The organism is Bradyrhizobium sp. HKCCYLRH2047 (assembly GCF_051168175.1).
Taxonomy (GTDB): domain Bacteria; phylum Pseudomonadota; class Alphaproteobacteria; order Rhizobiales; family Xanthobacteraceae; genus Bradyrhizobium.
In genome coordinates, this window is sequence record NZ_JBNPUM010000003.1 from 513,871 (window position 1) to 531,990 (window position 18,120).

General features: G+C 65.8%; 20 protein-coding genes. 12 read left to right on the forward strand and 8 right to left on the reverse strand.

Translation table 11 applies throughout. The features are described 5' to 3' along the window. Positions 1 to 188: 188 nt before the first annotated feature. The 9 genes from flgB to ACQR1D_RS09655 all read left to right on the forward strand — a co-directional run bounded on the left by flgB (position 189) and on the right by ACQR1D_RS09655 (position 8,561). Positions 189 to 596, forward strand: coding sequence for a flagellar basal body rod protein FlgB (flgB, locus tag ACQR1D_RS09615; RefSeq protein ID WP_315804287.1), 408 nt, complete (start codon positions 189 to 191; stop codon positions 594 to 596). Positions 597 to 626: 30 nt separating this feature from the next. Then, complete coding sequence (flgC, locus tag ACQR1D_RS09620) at positions 627 to 1,052, forward strand: flagellar basal body rod protein FlgC (RefSeq protein ID WP_315716023.1); 426 nt, start codon at positions 627 to 629, stop codon at positions 1,050 to 1,052. A gap of 16 nt (positions 1,053 to 1,068) precedes the next feature. Further along, on the forward strand, positions 1,069 to 1,425 hold the full coding sequence (fliE, locus tag ACQR1D_RS09625; RefSeq protein WP_315738761.1) for a flagellar hook-basal body complex protein FliE: 357 nt from the start codon (positions 1,069 to 1,071) through the stop codon (positions 1,423 to 1,425). Positions 1,426 to 1,558: 133 nt separating this feature from the next. Further along, complete coding sequence (gene fliQ, locus ACQR1D_RS09630; protein WP_008965881.1) at positions 1,559 to 1,822, forward strand: flagellar biosynthesis protein FliQ; 264 nt, start codon at positions 1,559 to 1,561, stop codon at positions 1,820 to 1,822. A gap of 218 nt (positions 1,823 to 2,040) precedes the next feature. Further along, positions 2,041 to 2,808 (forward strand): flagellar biosynthetic protein FliR, encoded by a 768-nt coding sequence (gene fliR / locus ACQR1D_RS09635; protein WP_315716025.1) that lies wholly within the window; start codon positions 2,041 to 2,043, stop codon positions 2,806 to 2,808. Between the two features lie 12 nt (positions 2,809 to 2,820). Further along, entirely contained in the window at positions 2,821 to 3,900 is a 1,080-nt protein-coding gene (gene flhB, locus ACQR1D_RS09640; RefSeq protein ID WP_434837870.1) for a flagellar biosynthesis protein FlhB, read from the forward strand. Positions 3,901 to 4,055: 155 nt separating this feature from the next. Continuing rightward, entirely contained in the window at positions 4,056 to 6,623 is a 2,568-nt protein-coding gene (gene cckA, locus ACQR1D_RS09645; protein WP_434837871.1) for a cell cycle histidine kinase CckA, read from the forward strand. A 154-nt stretch (positions 6,624 to 6,777) separates the two neighbouring features. Further along, complete coding sequence (locus ACQR1D_RS09650) at positions 6,778 to 7,749, forward strand: Tim44 domain-containing protein (protein ID WP_434837941.1); 972 nt, start codon at positions 6,778 to 6,780, stop codon at positions 7,747 to 7,749. A 107-nt stretch (positions 7,750 to 7,856) separates the two neighbouring features. Continuing rightward, on the forward strand, positions 7,857 to 8,561 hold the full coding sequence (locus ACQR1D_RS09655; protein WP_316218140.1) for a glutathione S-transferase: 705 nt from the start codon (positions 7,857 to 7,859) through the stop codon (positions 8,559 to 8,561). Positions 8,562 to 8,857: 296 nt separating this feature from the next. Here the strand turns inward: ACQR1D_RS09655 and ACQR1D_RS09660 are convergent, their stop codons facing one another. The 4 genes from ACQR1D_RS09660 to ACQR1D_RS09675 all read right to left on the reverse strand — a co-directional run bounded on the left by ACQR1D_RS09660 (position 8,858) and on the right by ACQR1D_RS09675 (position 10,971). Then, the gene (locus ACQR1D_RS09660) at positions 8,858 to 9,082 is read right to left on the reverse strand and encodes a hypothetical protein (RefSeq protein ID WP_434837872.1); all 225 of its coding nucleotides are present in this window, start codon (positions 9,080 to 9,082) and stop codon (positions 8,858 to 8,860) included. A gap of 163 nt (positions 9,083 to 9,245) precedes the next feature. After that, positions 9,246 to 9,725, reverse strand: coding sequence for a hypothetical protein (locus tag ACQR1D_RS09665; protein ID WP_316238728.1), 480 nt, complete (start codon positions 9,723 to 9,725; stop codon positions 9,246 to 9,248). Positions 9,726 to 9,869: 144 nt separating this feature from the next. Then, positions 9,870 to 10,187 carry a Kazal-type serine protease inhibitor family protein gene (locus ACQR1D_RS09670; protein ID WP_316238727.1) on the reverse strand — a complete coding sequence of 106 codons (318 nt, stop codon included), beginning with the start codon at positions 10,185 to 10,187 and terminating at the stop codon, positions 9,870 to 9,872. A 103-nt stretch (positions 10,188 to 10,290) separates the two neighbouring features. Beyond that, a complete protein-coding gene (locus tag ACQR1D_RS09675; protein WP_434837873.1) occupies positions 10,291 to 10,971 on the reverse strand; it encodes an alpha/beta fold hydrolase in 681 nt (226 codons plus the stop codon). 116 nt (positions 10,972 to 11,087) lie between these two features. Between ACQR1D_RS09675 and ACQR1D_RS09680 the strand changes: the two genes are divergently transcribed. The 3 genes from ACQR1D_RS09680 to ACQR1D_RS09690 are packed head-to-tail and all read left to right on the forward strand — an operon-like array spanning position 11,088 to position 14,074. Continuing rightward, a complete protein-coding gene (locus ACQR1D_RS09680; protein ID WP_434837874.1) occupies positions 11,088 to 12,743 on the forward strand; it encodes a fumarate hydratase in 1,656 nt (551 codons plus the stop codon). Positions 12,744 to 12,746: 3 nt separating this feature from the next. After that, positions 12,747 to 13,382: a hypothetical protein gene (locus ACQR1D_RS09685; RefSeq protein WP_434837875.1), complete on the forward strand. Its 636-nt coding sequence runs from the start codon at positions 12,747 to 12,749 to the stop codon at positions 13,380 to 13,382. Beyond that, on the forward strand, positions 13,376 to 14,074 hold the full coding sequence (locus tag ACQR1D_RS09690; protein ID WP_434837876.1) for a DUF429 domain-containing protein: 699 nt from the start codon (positions 13,376 to 13,378) through the stop codon (positions 14,072 to 14,074). Before ACQR1D_RS09685 ends, ACQR1D_RS09690 begins: the two co-directional genes overlap by 7 nt. 847 nt (positions 14,075 to 14,921) lie before the next feature. Here the strand turns inward: ACQR1D_RS09690 and ACQR1D_RS09695 are convergent. The 4 genes from ACQR1D_RS09695 to ACQR1D_RS09710 all read right to left on the reverse strand — a co-directional run bounded on the left by ACQR1D_RS09695 (position 14,922) and on the right by ACQR1D_RS09710 (position 18,039). Next, complete coding sequence (locus ACQR1D_RS09695; RefSeq protein WP_315804278.1) at positions 14,922 to 15,218, reverse strand: hypothetical protein; 297 nt, start codon at positions 15,216 to 15,218, stop codon at positions 14,922 to 14,924. A gap of 119 nt (positions 15,219 to 15,337) precedes the next feature. Continuing rightward, on the reverse strand, positions 15,338 to 15,889 hold the full coding sequence (locus tag ACQR1D_RS09700) for a septation protein IspZ (RefSeq protein ID WP_315804277.1): 552 nt from the start codon (positions 15,887 to 15,889) through the stop codon (positions 15,338 to 15,340). 25 nt (positions 15,890 to 15,914) lie between these two features. After that, positions 15,915 to 16,499, reverse strand: coding sequence for a hypothetical protein (locus tag ACQR1D_RS09705; RefSeq protein ID WP_316182479.1), 585 nt, complete (start codon positions 16,497 to 16,499; stop codon positions 15,915 to 15,917). Positions 16,500 to 16,614: 115 nt separating this feature from the next. Further along, on the reverse strand, positions 16,615 to 18,039 hold the full coding sequence (locus ACQR1D_RS09710) for a carotenoid oxygenase family protein (protein WP_316238722.1): 1,425 nt from the start codon (positions 18,037 to 18,039) through the stop codon (positions 16,615 to 16,617). Between the last annotated feature and the right edge of the window lie 81 nt (positions 18,040 to 18,120).

Below are 18,120 nucleotides of genomic sequence, written 5' to 3' on the forward strand. Positions count from 1 at the left end.
TGGCGAGCCGTGCCGTCCCGGAATGATGCATCGGTCGGCCGGGAGCCCGGCACTTTCCTAAGAAATCGTCAAAACACCGGGATCATCCCGGGGGTCACCGCACCGTTTCTTAACTCCCTGTTAACCATATGCACGGCAATTTCTACCTACCCAAACCGTCCGGTAGTCGGACACAACCGAGCAGCGCCATGTCCATCAACGATATCCCCGTGTTGTCGGCGTTGCGGACCAAGATGCAATGGCATCAGGAGCGCCAGCGCGTGCTGTCCGAGAACGTGTCCAATTCGGATACGCCCAACTTCAAGCCGAAGGATCTGGTTGAGCCGAAGTTCGATTCAACCGGCCAGGCGGTCGGCGGCTTTGCGCCGCTGTCGCTGACCCGGACCAGCACCGCGCACATCGCACCGTCGTCGGGCGAGAGCGCGAGCTTCGACCAGAACCGCAAGGTCGGATTTCAGACGAGGCCCGCCGGCAACGCGGTGAGCCTCGAAGAGGAGATGCTGAAGGTCTCCGCCAACCAGATGGACTACGCCGCGGCGACCTCGCTGTACGGCAAGAGCCTGCATCTGTTGAAGACGGCGATCGGCAAGGGCTGAGCTCGGGTTTAAGGACGGAGACCGACAAGCATGGCAAACGACTCCAGCGATTTCCTGCGCTCGATGAGCATCGCGACCTCCGGCCTGCGTGCGCAGGCGGGACGTATGCGCGTCATTTCCGAGAACATCGCCAATGCCGATTCGACCGCCGCCAAGGCGGGTGGCGATCCGTATCGCCGCAAGGTCCCGACATTCACCTCGGCGCTCGACCGTGCGCTCGATGCCAAGGTGGTGGCGCTCGGCAAGGTGGTGCCCGATCAATCGTCGTTCCGCGTCAAATACGACCCCAGTAACCCGGCCGCGGACGCGTCCGGCAATGTCAAGTACCCCAACGTCAATCCGCTCATCGAGATGACCGACATGCGTGATGCACAGCGGTCCTACGAGGCGAATTTGAACATCATCGGCGCCACGCGCCGCATGATCCAGCGCACACTCGACATTCTGAAGACCTAGGACAGGAACGAAAGTCATGGCCTCCCCAATCTCCGCAGCGAATGCCTATGCGAATTCCGCCCGCGTGCTCGACGCCGGCGGCTCGAGCGGTGCCTTCGGCAGCCTTGGGCGCGTGCGCGACGTGCTCGGTAGCGGCAACGGCGCCGACAAGGGTGGTCCGTCATTCAGCGCGGTGCTGAAGGACGCGATCGGCAGCGTGATGGAGGCCGGACGCAAGTCCGACAGTCAGGCGGTCGCGATGGCCGCGGGCAAGGCAAACGTCATGGATGTCGTCACGGCGGTCGCCGAAACCGACGTCGCGGTGTCGACGCTGGTGTCGGTGCGCGACCGTGTGATCCAGGCCTATGAAGACGTGATGAAGATGACGATCTAGGCGCAGCTCGTAACGCTTCAGGCCGCCACGTGCCTGATGCGCCCAGAGGATTTGCCGTCTGCCGCGACTGCGCGCGATGCGCGCTGAGGCGGGGGCCGGACCGGAGCCGATCGACAGTGAGGAACGACAGGACATGACGGGAGCTGAAACGCTCGATGTGGCGCGCGATGCGATCTGGACCATCGTGCTGGTGTCGTCGCCGCTGATGGTGGTCGGCCTCGTGGTCGGCGTGGTCGTCTCGCTGTTCCAGGCGCTCACGCAGATCCAGGAGCAGACGCTGGTGTTCGTGCCGAAGATCATCGCGATCTTCGTGACGCTGCTGCTGGCGCTGCCGTTCATGGCCGATGCGCTGCATTCGCACATGATGCGGATCTCGTCGCGAATCATCGGCGGATGAGGCAATGTCCGGGGCGGCAGGGCAGGCCTGCGTGAGGGCGCTGCGAGCGGTCGTAAGGAGCAGTGCGGGGGGCGCTGCTGCTTTCGGCCGTGCGCGGGCAGCCTTTCGGGCGAGCTCTTCGCAGGCTGACTCGTCTGAGGCTGTCTATTCGCAGGTTGTCTCTTCAAAGACCGCCGTGCCGCACCAGCATGCGGTCGAAAGGGCCGTGACGGCGGACGATGCGCATCGATATTTCCTTCCTTCCGGCGCTGGCCGCCGTGTTCATGCTGGCCTTCGCGCGCGTGGGCGCGATGGTGATGCTGTTGCCGGGCCTCGGCGAGGTCAACATCCCCGTCCGCATCAAGCTCGCGACCGCGCTGCTGCTCACGATGATCGTGCTGCCGCTGCACCGTCAGGCCTATCAGGTCGATTTGCAGGCGTTGTCGCCGCTGCTGGTGATGATGGTGCACGAGATCGTGATTGGCATCGTGCTCGGCGCGACGGCGCGGGTGACGCTGTCGGCGCTGCAGGTCGCGGGCTCCGTGATCGCGCAGCAGATGGGGCTCGGCTTCGTCACCGCGGTGGATCCGACGCAGGGACAGCAGGGCGTCCTGATCGGCAACTTCCTCACCATGCTCGGCGTGACCCTGCTGTTCTCGACCGACAGCCATCACCTGGTGATCGCCGCGCTCAGCGACAGCTACAAGATCTTCGCGCCCGGCGAATTGATCCCGAGCGGCGACGTCGCCTCGCTGGCGACCAAGGCGTTTGCCGCGGCCTTCAAGATCGGCCTGCAATTGTCGGCGCCGTTCCTGGTGTTCGGGCTGGTCTTCAACATCGGGCTCGGCGTCTTGGCGCGGCTGATGCCGCAGATGCAGGTCTATTTCGTCGGCGCGCCGCTCTCGATCCTGATCGGCTTCCTGATCTTCGCGCTGGTCCTGACCGCGATGATGGGAACGTTTCTCGGCTATTTCGAAGGCGTCATGCACGAGATGATGCCGCGGTGAGGGGCCTGACCGATGGCCGATGAAGCCGATTCCGAAGACAAAACAGAAGACCCGACGCAAAAGCGGCTCGATCAGGCGCTCGAACGCGGCGACGTCGTCAAGAGCCAGGAGCTCAACACCTGGTTCGTGATCGCCTCCGCGACCCTGGTGATGTCGACCTTCTCGGGCTCGATCGGCACCGCGGTGCTGGTGCCGATGCGCAACCTGATCGCCAATTCCTGGATGATCCAGACCGACGGCGCCGGCCTGCTGTCGCTGGCGCGCAGCCTGTCGTTCGCCGTGATCGCGGCGATCGGCGTGCCGATCCTGATGGTGATGCTGGCGGCGATCGCCGGCAACATGATGCAGCATCGCCTGGTCTGGTCGGGCGAGCCGATGAAGCCGAGCCTGAGCAAGATCTCTCCGCTGGCCGGCGCCAAGCGCCTGTTCGGCAAGCAGGCCGCGGCCAATTTCGCCAAGGGTCTCTTCAAGCTCGTGCTGCTCGGCACGGTCATGGTCATGATCCTGTGGCCGGAGCGGCTGCGCCTGGAATCGCTGCTGCATATGGACGTCGGCGAGCTGCTCGGCGTCACGATCTCGCTGACGACGCATCTGATGGGCTCGGTGGTCGCGCTGCTCGCCCTGGTCGCGATCGGCGACTACCTGTTCCAGTACCGGCAATGGTACGAGCGCCAGAAGATGTCGGTGCAGGAGATGAAGGAGGAGTTCAAGCAGTCGGAAGGCGACCCGCACGTCAAGGGCCGCATCCGGCAGATCCGCCAGCAGCGCATGAAGAAGCGCATGATGGCCGCGGTTCCCAAGGCCTCCGTGATCATCACCAACCCGACGCACTACTCGGTCGCGCTGTCCTACGAGCGCGGCATGTCGGCACCGGTCTGCGTCGCCAAGGGCGTCGACAACATCGCCTTCAAGATCCGGGAGGTCGCCAAGGCGCACGACATCCCGATCGTCGAGAACGTGCCGCTGGCGCGCGCGCTCTATGCCACGGTCGAGATCGACGAGGAGATCCCGGTGGAACATTATCACGCGGTCGCTGAGATCATCGGCTACGTGATGGGGCTGCGGCGCAACCTCTCGGGGCGCCCGCAATGACAACCGAGCAGGTCCCCGGACGGACCGCAAAATACGGATAAATCATGGAATATCGGCTTGACGGGCTTGCGCTTGACCCGTCGATTCAGGCAGGTGGAAGGGGGAGCCGCGCGAACGGGCTGGGGCTCCCAGCCGACAGGTCGCGTCCCCGAGCCATGAGCGCCGATTCCGACAATGATGGGTTACAGGATCAGGCGGGCCTGCCGGAGCGGCCGCGCCGCAGCGGCAGCATTCTGCTGATCCTTCTGGTGGCGTTCGGCCTCGTCGCGGTCGCGATCGCGCTGATGACGATCGGCCGCGCCCAGGCGCAGCCCTACATTCTCGGCCTGCTGTCGCTGCTCGCCACCGTCGGCCTGTTCAATCTGTTCGCGTTCGCCGCCGGCATCGTCCGCTTCGCCGACAAGTCGACCGACGATCCGGTGTTGGGCGCGATCGCCGATCATGCCTTCGATGGCCTCGCGGTGACCGATCCGCGCGGCCATGTCGTCTACGCCAACGCCGCCTATCTCAACATGACGGGAGCAGCGACCGCGCAGGAGGCGCGTCCCGTCGAGCGCGTCTTCATCGGCAATCCCGATGTGTCCGAAGCGGTGTTCCGCCTGCTCAAGGCGGCGCGCGAGGGCAAGCGGCAGCAGGAGGAGGTCCGCATCACCGCGGCCGAAGGCGCGCAGGGGCGCTGGCTGCGGATGCGCGTGCGCCCGCTCGGCCAGACCAAGCGCCATGCCCGCTACGCGGTGTGGTCGATCGCCGACATCACCAGGGATCGCGAGCGCCAGGAGGACGTGTTCCAGGAGCTGCAGCACGCGATCGAATATCTCGACCATGCGCCGTGCGGCTTCTTCTCGGTCAATCCGGAAGGCAGCCTCGTCTACGTCAATGCCACGCTCGCCAACTGGCTCGACTATGATCTCGCCGAGATCGGCTCGGGCGGGCTGAAGCTCGCCGACGTCGTCTCGGGCGACGGTGCCTCGCTGCTCAGCTCGATCGTCGCGGTGCCCGGCGAGGTCCGCACCGAGGTGTTCGACATCGACCTGAAGATGCGCGGTGGCAAGACCATGCCGGCGCGGCTCTACCATAAGCTCGCCTTCGGCGCCGACGGCAAGCCAGGCGCCTCGCGCACGCTCGTCATCAGCCGCGCCCGCGACGAGCGCTCCGATCCGGAGCGCGCCGCCGAGGTGCGCTTCATGCGCTTCTTCGACCATACGCCGATGGCGATCGCGACCGTCGACCGCGGCGGCGCCGTGGTGCGCGCCAACGCCCGCTTCGCCAAGCTCGCGCAGAGCGTCAGCGGCGATGCGGCGGCGGCGAAGTCGATCTTCCGCGCCGTCAGTCAGCGCGACCGGCATCTGCTGATCGCCGCGATCAACCAGGCGGCCGAGGGGCAGGCGGACATTCCGCCGGTCGAGGTGATGCTGGACGGGCCGAAGGAGCGCTTCGGCCAGTTCTTCGTCACCGCGGTCGACGAGGACGAGCGCGAGACGGAAGCTGCGATCGTCTACATGCTGGAGACCACCGAGCGCCGCGCGCTCGAGAACCAGATCAACCAGTCGCAGAAGATGGAGATGGTCGGCCAGCTCGCCGGCGGCATCGCCCACGACTTCAACAACGTGCTCTCGGCCATCATGATGGCCAATGATTTCCTGCTGAACGCGCACAAGCCGACCGACCCGTCGTTCCAGGACATCATGCAGATCAAGCAGAACGCGACCCGCGCCGCGACCTTGGTGCGGCAGCTGCTCGCCTTCTCGCGCCGGCAGACATTGCGGCCGCAGGTGCTCGATCTCGGCGACGCACTGTCCGACCTGACGATGCTGCTGCGCCGGCTGATCGGCGAGAAGGTCAAGCTCGACCTGGTTCACGGCCGCGACCTCTGGCCGGTCAAGGTCGACGTCTCGCAGTTCGAGCAGGTGGTCGTGAACCTCGCGGTCAACGCCCGCGACGCGATGCCCGATGGCGGCAAGCTGTCGGTGCGGACCGCCAACGTCTCGGCCGACGAGGTCGCGCAGGCCGCCTACAAGGGCATGCCGGTCGCCGACTACGTCCGCATCGAGATCAGCGATACCGGCACCGGCATTCCGGCAGAGATCCGCGAGAAGATCTTCGAGCCGTTCTTCTCGACCAAGGAGGTCGGCAAGGGCACCGGCCTCGGGCTCTCGACCGTCTACGGCATCATCAAGCAGACCGGCGGCTTCATCTATGTCGACAGCGAGGTCGGCAAGGGGACCTCGTTCCAGATCTTCCTGCCGCGCCACATCGTCGTGCCGGAGGTCCAGGTCGAGCCGCACGCCGCCAACGGCGCCGCCAAGGAGCCGGCTGCCGCCGATGCGCCGAAGCCGCGCGCCGACCTGACCGGGCAGGGGACGATCCTGCTGGTGGAGGACGAGGAGGGCCTGCGGGCGCTGAACGCGCGCGGCCTGCGCTCGCGGGGCTACAGCGTCATCGAGGCGTCGAACGGCGTCGAGGCGATGGAGGCGCTGGAGGAGTGCGACGGCGTGCTCGATCTCGTGGTGTCCGACGTGGTGATGCCGGAAATGGACGGGCCGACGCTGCTCAAGGCGATGCGCGAGCGCAATCCGGAGATCAAGATCATCTTCGTCTCGGGCTATGCCGAGGATGCGTTCGAGAAGAGCCTGCCGGAGAACCAGCAGTTTGCGTTCCTGCCGAAGCCTTTCACGCTCAGCCAGCTCGTGGCGGCGGTCAAGGAAACCATGGCGCCACAATAGGTTACCGGAGTTCCTTCGCCAGCCGGCCGAGCGCGTTCATCCCGCGACCCAGCGCCGCAGCCGCGCGGCCTCGTGCCGCCTTCCTTTTTCGTGGGTTGTGCCCATCTTACGGGCATCCCCATTCCGGGGATTATGGGAAACACAGATGAGCTTCATGCAGCGCAAAAGCGGCCTCCTCAAGGCGATGGCCGTGGCCCTTTCACTGGCGCTGCCGACGGTGCTCGCCGTCTCGGCGGCCGACGCCCGGATCGGCGGCGGCTCCAGCTCGGGCTCCCGCGGCACGCGCACCTTCTCGGCTCCGCCTTCGACCACGACCGCGCCGGGATCGGCGTCGCAGTTCAATAGGACGATCACCCAGCCGGGCCAGCCCGGCGGCTTCAACACGGCTGCGCCCGCGCGTGGCGGCCTGTTCGGCGGCCGCGCCGGTGGCCTGCTCGGCGGCCTCGCCGCCGGCTTCCTCGGCGCCGGCCTGTTCGGCATGCTGTTCGGCGGCGGCCTGTTCTCCGGCCTCGGCGGCTTCGCCTCGTTCATCGGCCTGATCCTGCAGATCCTGCTGGTGGTGGTCGCCGTGCGCTTCGCGATGGCCTGGTGGCAGCGCCGTAACCAGCCGGCCTATGCGGCCGGCCCGTCGCCGGGCCCCAATGACGGCCAGCAGAGCTTCCGCTCCGGTTTCGGTGGTCTCGGCGGCTTCGGCGGCCTGGGCGGCGGCAACACTGTGCCGCCGCTGCAGATCCAGCCGGCCGACTATGAGGCGTTCGAGCGGCTGCTCGGCGAGATCCAGTCCGCCTGGTCGAACGAGGATGTCGGCCGCCTGCGCCTGCTCTCGACGCCCGAGATGGCCTCGTATTTCGAGCGCGATCTCGAGCAGAACCAGGCCCGCGGCGTGGTCAACAAGGTCAGCGCCGTGAAGCTGCTGCAGGGCGACCTCGCCGAAGCCTGGCGCGAGAATGGCGCCGACTACGCCACGGTCGCGATGCGCTTCACCCTGGCCGACAAGACCATCGAGCGCGCCTCGGGCCGCGTTGTCGACGGCTCCGACCAGCCGCAGGAGGTCACGGAGATCTGGACCTTCCTGCGTCACCCCGGCGCCGACTGGCAGTTGTCGGCGATCCAGCAGGTCGGCTGACGCCATAGGTCGAACGATCATCGGGCGCCGCGGAGCAATCCGCGGCGCTTTTGCTTTGCGCGTGGTTATAGTGGCGTGCCGCGATGAACAGGCAATGAGGATGGCCCATGCGTTACGAGCTCTACTACTGGCCCATGATCCAGGGCCGCGGCGAATATGTGCGTCTCGCGCTGGAGGAGGCGGGCGCCGCCTATCGCGATGTCGCGCGCGAGGACGGCATCGGTACGATGACGGCGATGATGGCGGCGGACAGCGACACGCCGCCCTTCGCGCCGCCGTTCCTGAGAGCGGGCCGCCGCGTCATCGGCCAGACCGCCAACATCCTGCTGTTTCTCGGCAGCCGCCATGGCCTCGCACCGAAGACCGAAGCCGGCCAGCTCTGGGTGCATCAGCTGCAGCTCACCGTGACCGACTTCGTCGTCGAGATCCATGACACGCATCATCCGCTGGGGCCGACGCTGTACTACGAGGACCAGCGCGCGCCGGCCAAAAAGCGCACCGCCGAGTTCTGGAGCGAGCGGGTGCCGAAATTCCTCGGCTATTTCGAGCAGCTCCTATCGAAAAGCGGTGGCGCCTACATCACCGGGCGCCGGCTCACCTATGTGGACCTGTCGCTGTTCCAGATCGTCGCCGGCCTGCGCTACGCCTTTCCCCATCGCATGACGGCATTCGAGCGCAACATTCCAGGCCTCGTCGCGCTGCACGACCGCGTCGCCGCCAGGCCGAACATTTCGGCCTATCTGGCCAGCGACCGCCGCATCCCCTTCAACGAAGACGGCATCTTCCGCCACTACAAGGCGCTGGATGCCTGAGGGCTGAGGGCGTGCAGTCATGCTGAAGCGAGCTTCGCGTGCTCCTCTGAGAGCCTCGCTGGCGCCTCGTCGGCGCTGCGCTCCCTCTCCCCGTTCTTCACGGGGAGAGGGTTGGGGTGAGGGGCGGCCGCACGGGAAGTGGGTGTCGGTAGACCTGTAACGCCTCACCCGAGCGAGCCGCGCGCGTGCTCCAAAACCACGTGGATCGCCGCGCTGCCAGGGCCCCGCTCACACGTATAGCGGCAGGCGCCTGGGGCGCCGCCGCTATACGAAGTTGGCCTGAGGGTGTGGGATCGTCAGGCGAGAATGTCGATGCGGGTGCCCTGGCCGGGCGGCAGCGGCGGACGCGAGGCCTGCTTCTCCGCGGCCGCCTCGTCGCCGGTCTTGGCGGGATTCACGGCCTGGCTCTGCTGCGTCTGGTTCCGCGCCTGGGTGTCTTGGGTCTGCGGCTTGGTCGTCTCGGTCGAGACCGGCGGCGGTGAGGGCGGCGGCGATGACGACGAAACGCTCGAAACGGACATGGTCCAGCTCCTCGCTTGGTGTTGCGACAAGCGTGGCCATCCCTGACGAAAACTTCGTCAAGCAGATCGTTCGAATTGTCTGCAACTGTCAGTGGCGCGGCGAATAGTGAACGGGTCGCTGCCGCCGGCGCAGAAACGACAGGGCTATCGCTTCGCCCCCGGCCTATTGGTCCTTGCTGCGGCTGATCGTGATCGAGGACTCGGTCTTGGTTCGGGCGCAACGCATGTCGAGCCGGCGGTAGCGGCTGGCGACGTCGTCGCCGCGGAAGATTCCGAGCCGGCGGTAACAGCGTGTGACGCCGCGCTGCATGTCGTCCTTCGGCAAGGTGAACACGATCGCCGCCGCGCTCGCCATCAGCTCGATGAAGGCCGGTGTCGGCTTGCGTTCGGATTTACCGAACAACTGGTTGCTGACATTCTTCGATGAGCAGCCGAGCGTGATCTCGCGTGCCTTGGGATGGGCGAGATAGACCGTGCCGGCCGCGGTCTGGCCGATCTTGATGCCGTCGATGCCGTTCTTCAGTTCCTTGGCAACGTCATCGCAACGATCGGCCCGTGCCGCCCGCGGCAGCAGCGCGCTGCTCAACGCAACGAGAAAAACAAAACCGGCCAAGCGGCCAAATGAGCAAAGCGATGACTGCATTCCAAATACCCCCGCGCCATTGAAGCCTGCGCGAGGGGGGCATGCAAGCGCGATGCGCCGCAGCTGCACAAGATCATCAGCGGGTGTGGCCGCGTGTTGACGGGACGGCGGTCACATGCCGGCTGCAGCGGCGCGATCGCTTGCTCAGAACCAGCAGCGGCCCGGATGTGCGAGCGAGACGCCGGCTGCGCGGCGCTCGCAGTCGTTGCCGTAGGTCTGGAAGTTGCAGCCGCAGACCGGCATGTAGATGCGTGGGCAGAGCGTCGGCTTTCGGCGGCAGACGCCCATCATGTCGAACCGGCCGCACTGGCCGGCTGGGAATTCGCAATAGAGACCGGCATTGCAGCGAATGCCGGCGAAGCCGCCGCACGCGCGGCCGGGACCGACGGCACCAGCGGAGTTCGGGAGCAGGGTGATCAGGGCGAGGACGAATGCGATGATGGAAACGAGACCTCGTGTCATGACGCCTCCAGGAAGAAAATGAATATGTCAACAATCTAAGGTTACATAATTTGGCAGCCGATCGCAATCGATCTCGCCGCACGACACTGCGCTGCTCGCGGCGTCATGTTGCGGCGACCTCGCGGGCCGTCTCGACCAGCAGGTCGAACGTCTCGTCGGGGGCGTGCTGCACGACATCGTGCCCGCACGCAAATGCCAGCACGCGCCACGCGGGATCGCTGCGCAGCCGCTCATATTGCGCGGTGAACGGCGTCGCGCTCCATCCGCTGGCGTAGACGAAGGTGCGGCGCAGAGTAGGCGGCGCCGGACTGCGGAGGTTCAGGGCCTGGATGAAGGTCCCGAGCGGATGTGGCCGGCGGCGCGGATCGGAGCCTTCGCGCGGCAGCGCCGTCAGCCCGTCATGCCCGGCGCGTTCGATCACGAACCGGCGATACGCGTCACCGGCGAGATCCCACCATGACTGACCGTTCTCGGGTGCGAAGGCATCGAGATAGATCAGTGCGGCGAGCCGTTCCGGCACGCGGTCGGCGACGCCGGTCGCGACCATGCCGCCATAGCTGTGCGCGCACAGGATGACCTCGGACAGATCTTCGGTCGTCAGCAGCTCGACGACGTCGGTGACGTGGGTATCGAGATTGACGGCATGGGTGCGGGCGGGCGTTTCCTCCAATCCGCTCAGGGTCAAGGCATAGGCGTCATGACCGGCCTGCCGGAGCCTGGCCGAGAGCGCGGCGTACATCCAGCCGCCGTGCCAACCTCCTGGAATCAGGACAAAAGTCGCCATGATCTTACTCCTCGGCTGCTGTACGGAGACATGTCTTGCAAGGCTTCCGACGGGTAGCGTATCAGACCTGTCAAGACCGCTTTGGGCGGCCATCTTTAGAACCCCACGAGCTCGCCATGAACGCGCCGACCGCCTTCCCCGACCAGTCCAAGCCCGTCCCGCCCTACAAGCACACGCCGCTGTTTCCGCTGGGGCCGGACACCACGCCCTACAAGAAGATCACCACCGACGGCGTGCGGGTCGAGAAGGTCTTGGGCCGCGACATGCTGGTGGTGTCGCGGGAGGCGCTGCGGACCTTGTCGGAGGCCGCGTTCGGCGAGATCAACCACTTCCTGCGCCCCGGCCATCTGAAGCAGCTGCGCAGCATCCTGGAGGATCCGGAGGCCAGCCCGAATGACAAGTTCGTCGCGCTCGACTTCCTGAAGAACGCCAACATCTCCGCCGGCGGCGTGCTGCCGATGTGCCAGGATACCGGCACCGCGATCATCATGGGCAAGAAGGGCTGCAACGTCATCACCGACGGCGACGACGAGGCGGCGCTCAGCCAAGGCGCGCGCGACGCGTATCTACGTCGCAACCTGCGCTACTCGCAGGTCGCGCCGCTGTCGATGTACGAGGAGAAGAACACCGCCAACAACATGCCGGCGCAGACCGAGATCTATGCCGAGGGCGAGGACGCCTACAAGTTCATGTTCATGGCCAAGGGCGGCGGCTCGGCCAACAAGAGCTTCCTGTTCCAGGCGACGCCCTCGGTGCTGACCAAGGATCGGCTGCTGGCGTTCCTGAAGGAGAAGATCCTGACGCTCGGCACCGCGGCGTGCCCGCCTTATCACTTGGCGATCGTCATCGGCGGCACGTCGGCGGAGCTGTGCATGAAGACGGTGAAGCTGGCGTCGGCGCGTTATCTCGATGCGCTGCCGACCCAGGGCTCCCCGGATGGCAATGCCTTCCGCGACTTGGAGATGGAGCAGGAAATCCACAAGATGACGCAGTCGCTCGGCGTCGGCGCGCAGTTCGGCGGCAAGTATTTCTGCCATGACGTCCGCGTCATCCGCATGCCGCGCCACGGCGCGAGCTTGCCGATCGGTCTCGGCGTATCCTGCTCGGCCGACCGCCAGGTGCTCGGCAAGATCACCAGGGACGGCGTCTATCTCGAGGAGCTCGAGCACCATCCGGCGCAGTATCTGCCGGAGGTCGAGCAGGCGCTTGGCGGCGAGGTCGTGAAGATCGATCTCAATCAGCCGATGAAGGACATCCTCGCCACCCTGTCGAAGAACCCGATCAAGACCCGGCTGTCGCTGACCGGCACCATGATCGTCGCCCGCGACGCCGCGCACGCCAAGCTGCGCGAGCGTCTCGATCGCGGCGAGCCGCTGCCGGACTACTTCAAGAACCATCCGGTCTACTACGCCGGTCCCGCCAAGACCCCGGACGGCTACGCCTCCGGCGCGTTCGGCCCGACCACCGCGGGCCGCATGGATTCCTTCGTCGACCAGTTCCAGGCGGCCGGCGGCTCGATGGTCATGGTCGCCAAGGGCAACCGCGCGCCGGCCGTGCGCGAAGCCTGCAAGAAGCACGGCGGCTTCTATCTCGGCTCGATCGGCGGCGCCGCGGCGAACCTCGCCGAGCACTGCATCAAGAAGGTCGAGGTGGTCGAATATCCCGAGCTCGGCATGGAAGCGATCTGGCGCATCGAAGTGTTGGACTTCCCGGCCTTCATCATCATCGACGACAAGGGCAACGACTTCTTCAAGGAGCTGAACCTCGGCTAGATCATGCACTTGTGGCGATACGTCATCACAGTGGATCACGGTAGCGCACCGAACTATGGTCCGCCCTCCGTAACGCTCGCCATATGCAAGCCGGAAATACGCAGGCTGGCTGAGGTGGGCGACCTCGTGATGGCATTCGCGGGGCGCTCGCTGCTAAGGGGAAAGGATGGAAAGTGGCATCCTGATGCAGTCATTTGGGCTGGAGAGGTCGGCGAAATCTTGAGCTTCGATCAATATTGGCGGGATTCGCGCTTTCAGACAAAAAAGCCCGACCGGAGTTCGCGTCCTGACAATATCTATCGCCCTAGAGCCGGCGGATATATTCAGGTTCGGAACTCTGTCCATCAGCTGGGAGACCAGTCTCGGGATATCGGTGGGCGCAATGTTTTGGTCATGAAGGCCGCATGGCATTTCGGCCGGAACGGCGTTGTATTGCCCGCGAAATTTCTGAAATTTCGCATCGAGATCGGTGCTCGACGTGGTCATCGCCGAAGCGAAATAGGTGATACATCAAAAAGGGCGCTTCTCGCGTGGTTTAGAGAAAGTGGCGTCCAAGTACCTAACAAGCGCACACATCCCGAGCCGCGGCTGCAGTCTTGTGGCTGCTCTCCGCGTCACAAGCTTACGCGAACGTGCTAGGCGGGAATTTCCACTCGCGGCCCTTGGTCGTCGGGCTCGACGGATTCCGCAACGGTTGGGTCGCTGTCTCGATCGATGGCGATGATCACGCGATCAGCTTCCCGGCTGATATCTCGACCGCGCTTGCAGCCCCCTTCGCCCGTGCCGCCATCGATATGCCGATTGGCATGACCGACGACGGCAATCGCGACTGCGACCAGCTCGCCCGCGACAAGCTGACGCCGCATCGCTCCCGCGTCTTCACTGGCGCGCGGCGCTGGCTGTGGGAGGAGTACACGGATCCCGATGAGGCGAATATCGAGGCCTCGCGCCGCCGCCAGCCGCGCGCCTCGCGCCAGCTCTGGCATCTCGGCCGCAAGATCATGGAGGTCGATGCCTTCGTGCGCGCGCATCGCGATCTCGACATCCGCGAGGTGCATCCGGAGCTCGTGTTCCTGCGCCTCCACGGCGCGCCGCTGCCGTCGAAGAAGACGGAGCAGGGCGCCGCGCTGCGGCGCGAGTTGCTGATCGGCGGGGGCTTTGCCGAGATCGATGACTGGATCGGCATCGCGCGTCGCGGCACCGGCGCCAAGAAAGACGACGTGCTCGACGCCTGCGCCGTCGCACTCGCCGCTTGCGACTGCGTCGGCAGCGTCCCTGAGGGCGAGCCGCCGCGCGACGCGCATGGCGTGCCGATGCAGATCTGGTTTTGAACGCGGCATATGGGCACGACGGCCGCGACAAACTCAGCCGTCATTCCGGGCGGCGCGCGCAGCGCGAGCCCGGAATCCATTTTGCCGCGCGCATTGCCGCACGATGGAGTCCGGGCTCGATGACAAAAGAGAGAGTGTTGCGTGATGCCCGGCCGGGGAGGCGAGATGGCGGCTCCTATTTCCGAAAAAAATAAACCACTTGCCAAATTTCGGAAATTATGGTTCTCTCTCGCCATCCCGCCTCACTGCGGAGGGGCGTTGCGCGCGATCGTCACGACACGCGAGGCGGGGAGGCGATGGCCGCGGATTGTCGCAGCATGCCCTCGGGGTGTGCCGACGAACGGCGATATGCGGACGCGAAGTCGCGTGGTCCTGGCGCCCCGAAGCTGGCGCCAAGTCCGGAGGATGATGATCCTTCGGGCGACGGTGGCTAACAAGCCGGACACCGGGGAGATCGCGTATAAGCGTGAAGACCATCGCGCAGGGAAGGCCGGGTGTTCTCGGCTGCACCTGTGGTACCTGCCGCCTGCATTTCTTTCGCAGGCGGGCCGCAGGCGTCAGCCGACGCCTGGCCTTCCCTGCGCCCTCTGCATTTGGAGAGGGACATGCCGATGTATCCCTCGGGCGATGTTCGCCGCGAGTGCGCGCGCGCTTGTCCATGCTGTTTGAGATGTGAAGCGGAACAAGCCCGAGCGGCGCGGCGGTAGGGTGGGCAAAGCGGCCGCCCGCAAGGCGGTCGCGTGCCCACCGTCAGTCGGAGCATTGCGGAGCGAATGGTGGGCACGGCGCGGGAGAGCACATCGCCATCGAGTGGCGGCGTGGGCGCGCCTTTGCCCACCTTACGGATTCAGCCGCGCGCGCCGGTGAACGGGAAGCTGCCCATGAAGCCGATGCCCATCTCGCCGGAGATGGTGTCGCCGGCGACCTTGCCCTTGAAGTCGAGCGTCAGCGGCATCGGGCTGGTGATGGAGACCTTCCAGGCGACGTCATCGCCGTTGACGGTGCCATCGAAGATCTCGGCGGAATCGCCCTCGGCGGCCTGGGTGCCGGTCAGCGTCGCGCCCGAGCTCTTCACGCTCAGGGTCGCGCTGCGCTCGCCCATCGGCGTGTTCAAGGTCAGATTCCAGTTGCCGTCCACAGCCATCGATCGTTCTCCTGGCGTTGCGCTTTGCGGACCTCGAGGCGGCGGCCTCGAGGATGCGTTCGGCCGCCCCTATAGCGCATCTTTGCGCGTAAGCCCATTGCGGCGATCGGATGCAGCGGTCAGGCCCGGGCCGCCCTGAGGCGGTTGGCGACCACGAAGCGGAAGGCGATGAACTGCAGCGCGAAGGCCGCGACCTTGGCGCCGCCCGCAACCACGGTGATGTAGAGCACCCACAGCTTGATGTCGCCGGTCATGGCGACCGCGATGGTGCCGAGGCCGAGCGCGAACATCAGCGCCGCCCAGGCATAGCCGGCGATGGTGACGTATTCCGGGATGGTCTCCGACACGATCGGCGGCACGTAGCGCAGCATCCAGCCGCGCTTCAGCATGATCAGCCCGATGGCGAAATGCCCGATCGCGGGCTTGGCGAACATGAAGCGGGGATCGTTGGTCAGGAGCGTCACGCCGCCGAGCACGATGACGAGGCCGACGCTGGCATAGGCCATGAAGCTGAGGTGCACGCCCTTGATGCGCGCCCAGACCACCTGCACCACGGCGACGGCCACCGCGACGGCGGTCGCCAGCACCACGTCGTCGGTCGCGATGTAAAGGAGGAAGAACACTGCGGCCGACAGGAAGTCGGCAATCAGCTTGGCAAACACGACTTTCACGCACGTCTCCTGCAGCAGACCCCGGTCACGAATCTTGGCCGGACATTGCGGCGGCAGTCTGCGCTGCCACGTCCTTTGTTCGGCGGTAGTCAGGATACCAGCGCGTGAAATAAAGTGCACTGTTGCGGGCGGCAAAGGCGATGGCGAGGCCGGTCCAATAGGGCAGGCCGGGCACGTAGAGCGTCATCAGATTGCCGACGATCATCAGCAGCGCGGAAACAGTCCAGGCGCCGGTGATGACGTAATTGGCGCGCAGGAAGCCCGGAATCGCCGCGGTTTCCGGAGGGACGGCCTCGAGCGCATATTGCAGCGTGAACGGCATGCGCAGCAGCATCGAGCCCAGCGACAGCGCGAAAATGCCGCAGTCGACCGCAAGACGCACCATAGAGGCGCTCGGCGTGGGATCGATGAGCTGGAGGTAGGCGGCTACGGCGGCGAACACGACGGCCGAGCCGAGGCCGAGGATCTTGATCGACCGGCCCTTGATCACATCCAGCGCCACCACCGCAAGGCACAGCGCGGCGCCGACGGCCAGGCTGAGCGTGGCCGAGACCACCATCATCAGCGCAGCATAGACGCCGTAGGGCGCAAGGATGAGGAAGATCGTCATAAGTTCGCCCGGCCAATCTTTACACTGCCAAGATACTTAGAGTCCGTACGGCGTCGGGTCAAGCAAATCTTGACAGTGTCAAAATCTTGTGACTTCGCAATTTACCCAAGGCTTTTCAATGTCTTGGATCGTCAGCCCCGACCCAATTGCCGTGGAAGCCGTCGGGCACGCGATGGCCGAGATGCACCAGTGCCACCGGCCCATTGCCGATGTCGGTGGCGTTGAACACCGCGAGGTCGGACGTGTTGCTCTCGGCGCGCCAGACCACCGTGAGCAGCCAGCCGTCGCCTTCGGCGGCATCGCGGCTGCGCGGCACGAACACCGGCTCGGACAGGGTGTCGCCAGCGGGCAGCAGGTGCGTCGCCCGGCGCGTGCCGGCGCCGTCGACATGGGCGAGCCCGGACAGCGCGCCGAACTGTGGCCCGTCGGGATTGGCGCAGGCGTACCAGCCATGTTGGCTGGCGAGACCGGCGCGGCGGTCGTCGATGCGGGGGAATTCGCCGGTGAGGTCGTCGAGATAGCTCTGCGAGAAGCGGTCGGTGTTGCCGGCGAGGTCGAAGCTCCAGCGGCACAGCCGCGCGACCGACTTGGCCGGATCGGTCGGGCGCCCGTCGGGATGCGGAAACAGCGGCGCTTCCTCGAACTGCATCACGTCGGCGACGATGCGGTTGCCGTCCTCCCAGGCGTTCATGATGTGGAAGACGTAGCAGGCGTCACCGCGAAACCAGACGATGTCCTTGATGTCGCCGCTGCGCTTCATCACACCGACGTAGGCGCCCTTGTCGGGCTCCCAGGCATAAGGCGGCCTGCCGGACATTGCGCGCTCGATGCTGCCGGTGAGCGGCAGGATTGGAAACAGCACGTGGTTGGCCGTGACGATGAAGTCGTGCACCATGCTGGCATAGGGCGCCTCGAAACGATCGAGGCGCGTCAGCCTGCCGGCCGCATCGACCGTGCCGTAGGACAGCGCCGGCGTCAGCGGTCCGGCGGCGTTGTAGCCGAAGAACAGCAATTCGCCGGTGACCGGATCGGTCTTCGGATGCGCGGTGAAGGCGCCGCGGAGGCGGCCGCCGAAATCATGATAGCCGCGCGTGGCGAGCGTGCCCGGCTCGATCTCGGTCGGCAGATGCGCCTCCTCGAGCGCGAGCAGGCGGCCGGCATGGGCGATGACGTTGGTGTTGGCGACGCCGCCATCGGTGACGTCGGCCGGCGCATCCGGCAGCCTGCGGCCGAAGCCGCCGAACAGGGCGCGGCCGGCCTTGCGCTCGGCCTCGAATTTCGGGGTGCGGATCCAGCGGTTGCGATAAGACGCGCGGCCGTTCTCCAGATGGAACGCGTGCAGCATGCCGTCGCCGACGAACCAGTGCGAGCCTGGCGAAGAGAATTGCGGGTTGGGGCCGTTGCGATAGAGCGTGCCGTTCAGCTCGCGCGGCAGCTCGCCGGTGATGGCGAGGAACGGCGCGTCGGCCTCGAACGGGATCGGCGCGATGTTGTCGCGCGGAGTGCGGCGCTGGACTGTTTCTTTCGACGGTCCATTCATGGCGTGTCCTTCCCCTCGATGCCAGCTTTATCTTTACGATGTAAAGATAAAGCTACCGGCCGAGAAGCCCGAGGTCAAGGC

Bases quoted from the DNA above. Each gene is read 5' to 3' on its own strand.
- fliR (WP_315716025.1), top strand. From the start codon at position 2,041: ATGCGCATCGATATTTCCTTCCTTCCGGCGCTGGCCGCCGTGTTCATG.
- ACQR1D_RS09675 (WP_434837873.1), bottom strand. From the start codon at position 10,971: ATGGCGACTTTTGTCCTGATTCCAGGAGGTTGGCACGGCGGCTGGATG.
- fliQ (WP_008965881.1), top strand. From the start codon at position 1,559: ATGACGGGAGCTGAAACGCTCGATGTGGCGCGCGATGCGATCTGGACC.
- ACQR1D_RS09655 (WP_316218140.1), top strand. From the start codon at position 7,857: ATGCGTTACGAGCTCTACTACTGGCCCATGATCCAGGGCCGCGGCGAA.
- ACQR1D_RS09680 (WP_434837874.1), top strand. From the start codon at position 11,088: ATGAACGCGCCGACCGCCTTCCCCGACCAGTCCAAGCCCGTCCCGCCC.
- ACQR1D_RS09660 (WP_434837872.1), bottom strand. From the start codon at position 9,082: ATGTCCGTTTCGAGCGTTTCGTCGTCATCGCCGCCGCCCTCACCGCCG.
- ACQR1D_RS09650 (WP_434837941.1), top strand. From the start codon at position 6,778: ATGCAGCGCAAAAGCGGCCTCCTCAAGGCGATGGCCGTGGCCCTTTCA.
- ACQR1D_RS09665 (WP_316238728.1), bottom strand. From the start codon at position 9,725: ATGCAGTCATCGCTTTGCTCATTTGGCCGCTTGGCCGGTTTTGTTTTT.
- cckA (WP_434837871.1), top strand. From the start codon at position 4,056: ATGAGCGCCGATTCCGACAATGATGGGTTACAGGATCAGGCGGGCCTG.
- ACQR1D_RS09710 (WP_316238722.1), bottom strand. From the start codon at position 18,039: ATGAATGGACCGTCGAAAGAAACAGTCCAGCGCCGCACTCCGCGCGAC.
- flhB (WP_434837870.1), top strand. From the start codon at position 2,821: ATGGCCGATGAAGCCGATTCCGAAGACAAAACAGAAGACCCGACGCAA.
- fliE (WP_315738761.1), top strand. From the start codon at position 1,069: ATGGCCTCCCCAATCTCCGCAGCGAATGCCTATGCGAATTCCGCCCGC.
- ACQR1D_RS09670 (WP_316238727.1), bottom strand. From the start codon at position 10,187: ATGACACGAGGTCTCGTTTCCATCATCGCATTCGTCCTCGCCCTGATC.
- ACQR1D_RS09695 (WP_315804278.1), bottom strand. From the start codon at position 15,218: ATGGCTGTGGACGGCAACTGGAATCTGACCTTGAACACGCCGATGGGC.
- flgB (WP_315804287.1), top strand. From the start codon at position 189: ATGTCCATCAACGATATCCCCGTGTTGTCGGCGTTGCGGACCAAGATG.
- ACQR1D_RS09685 (WP_434837875.1), top strand. From the start codon at position 12,747: ATGCACTTGTGGCGATACGTCATCACAGTGGATCACGGTAGCGCACCG.
- ACQR1D_RS09705 (WP_316182479.1), bottom strand. From the start codon at position 16,499: ATGACGATCTTCCTCATCCTTGCGCCCTACGGCGTCTATGCTGCGCTG.
- flgC (WP_315716023.1), top strand. From the start codon at position 627: ATGGCAAACGACTCCAGCGATTTCCTGCGCTCGATGAGCATCGCGACC.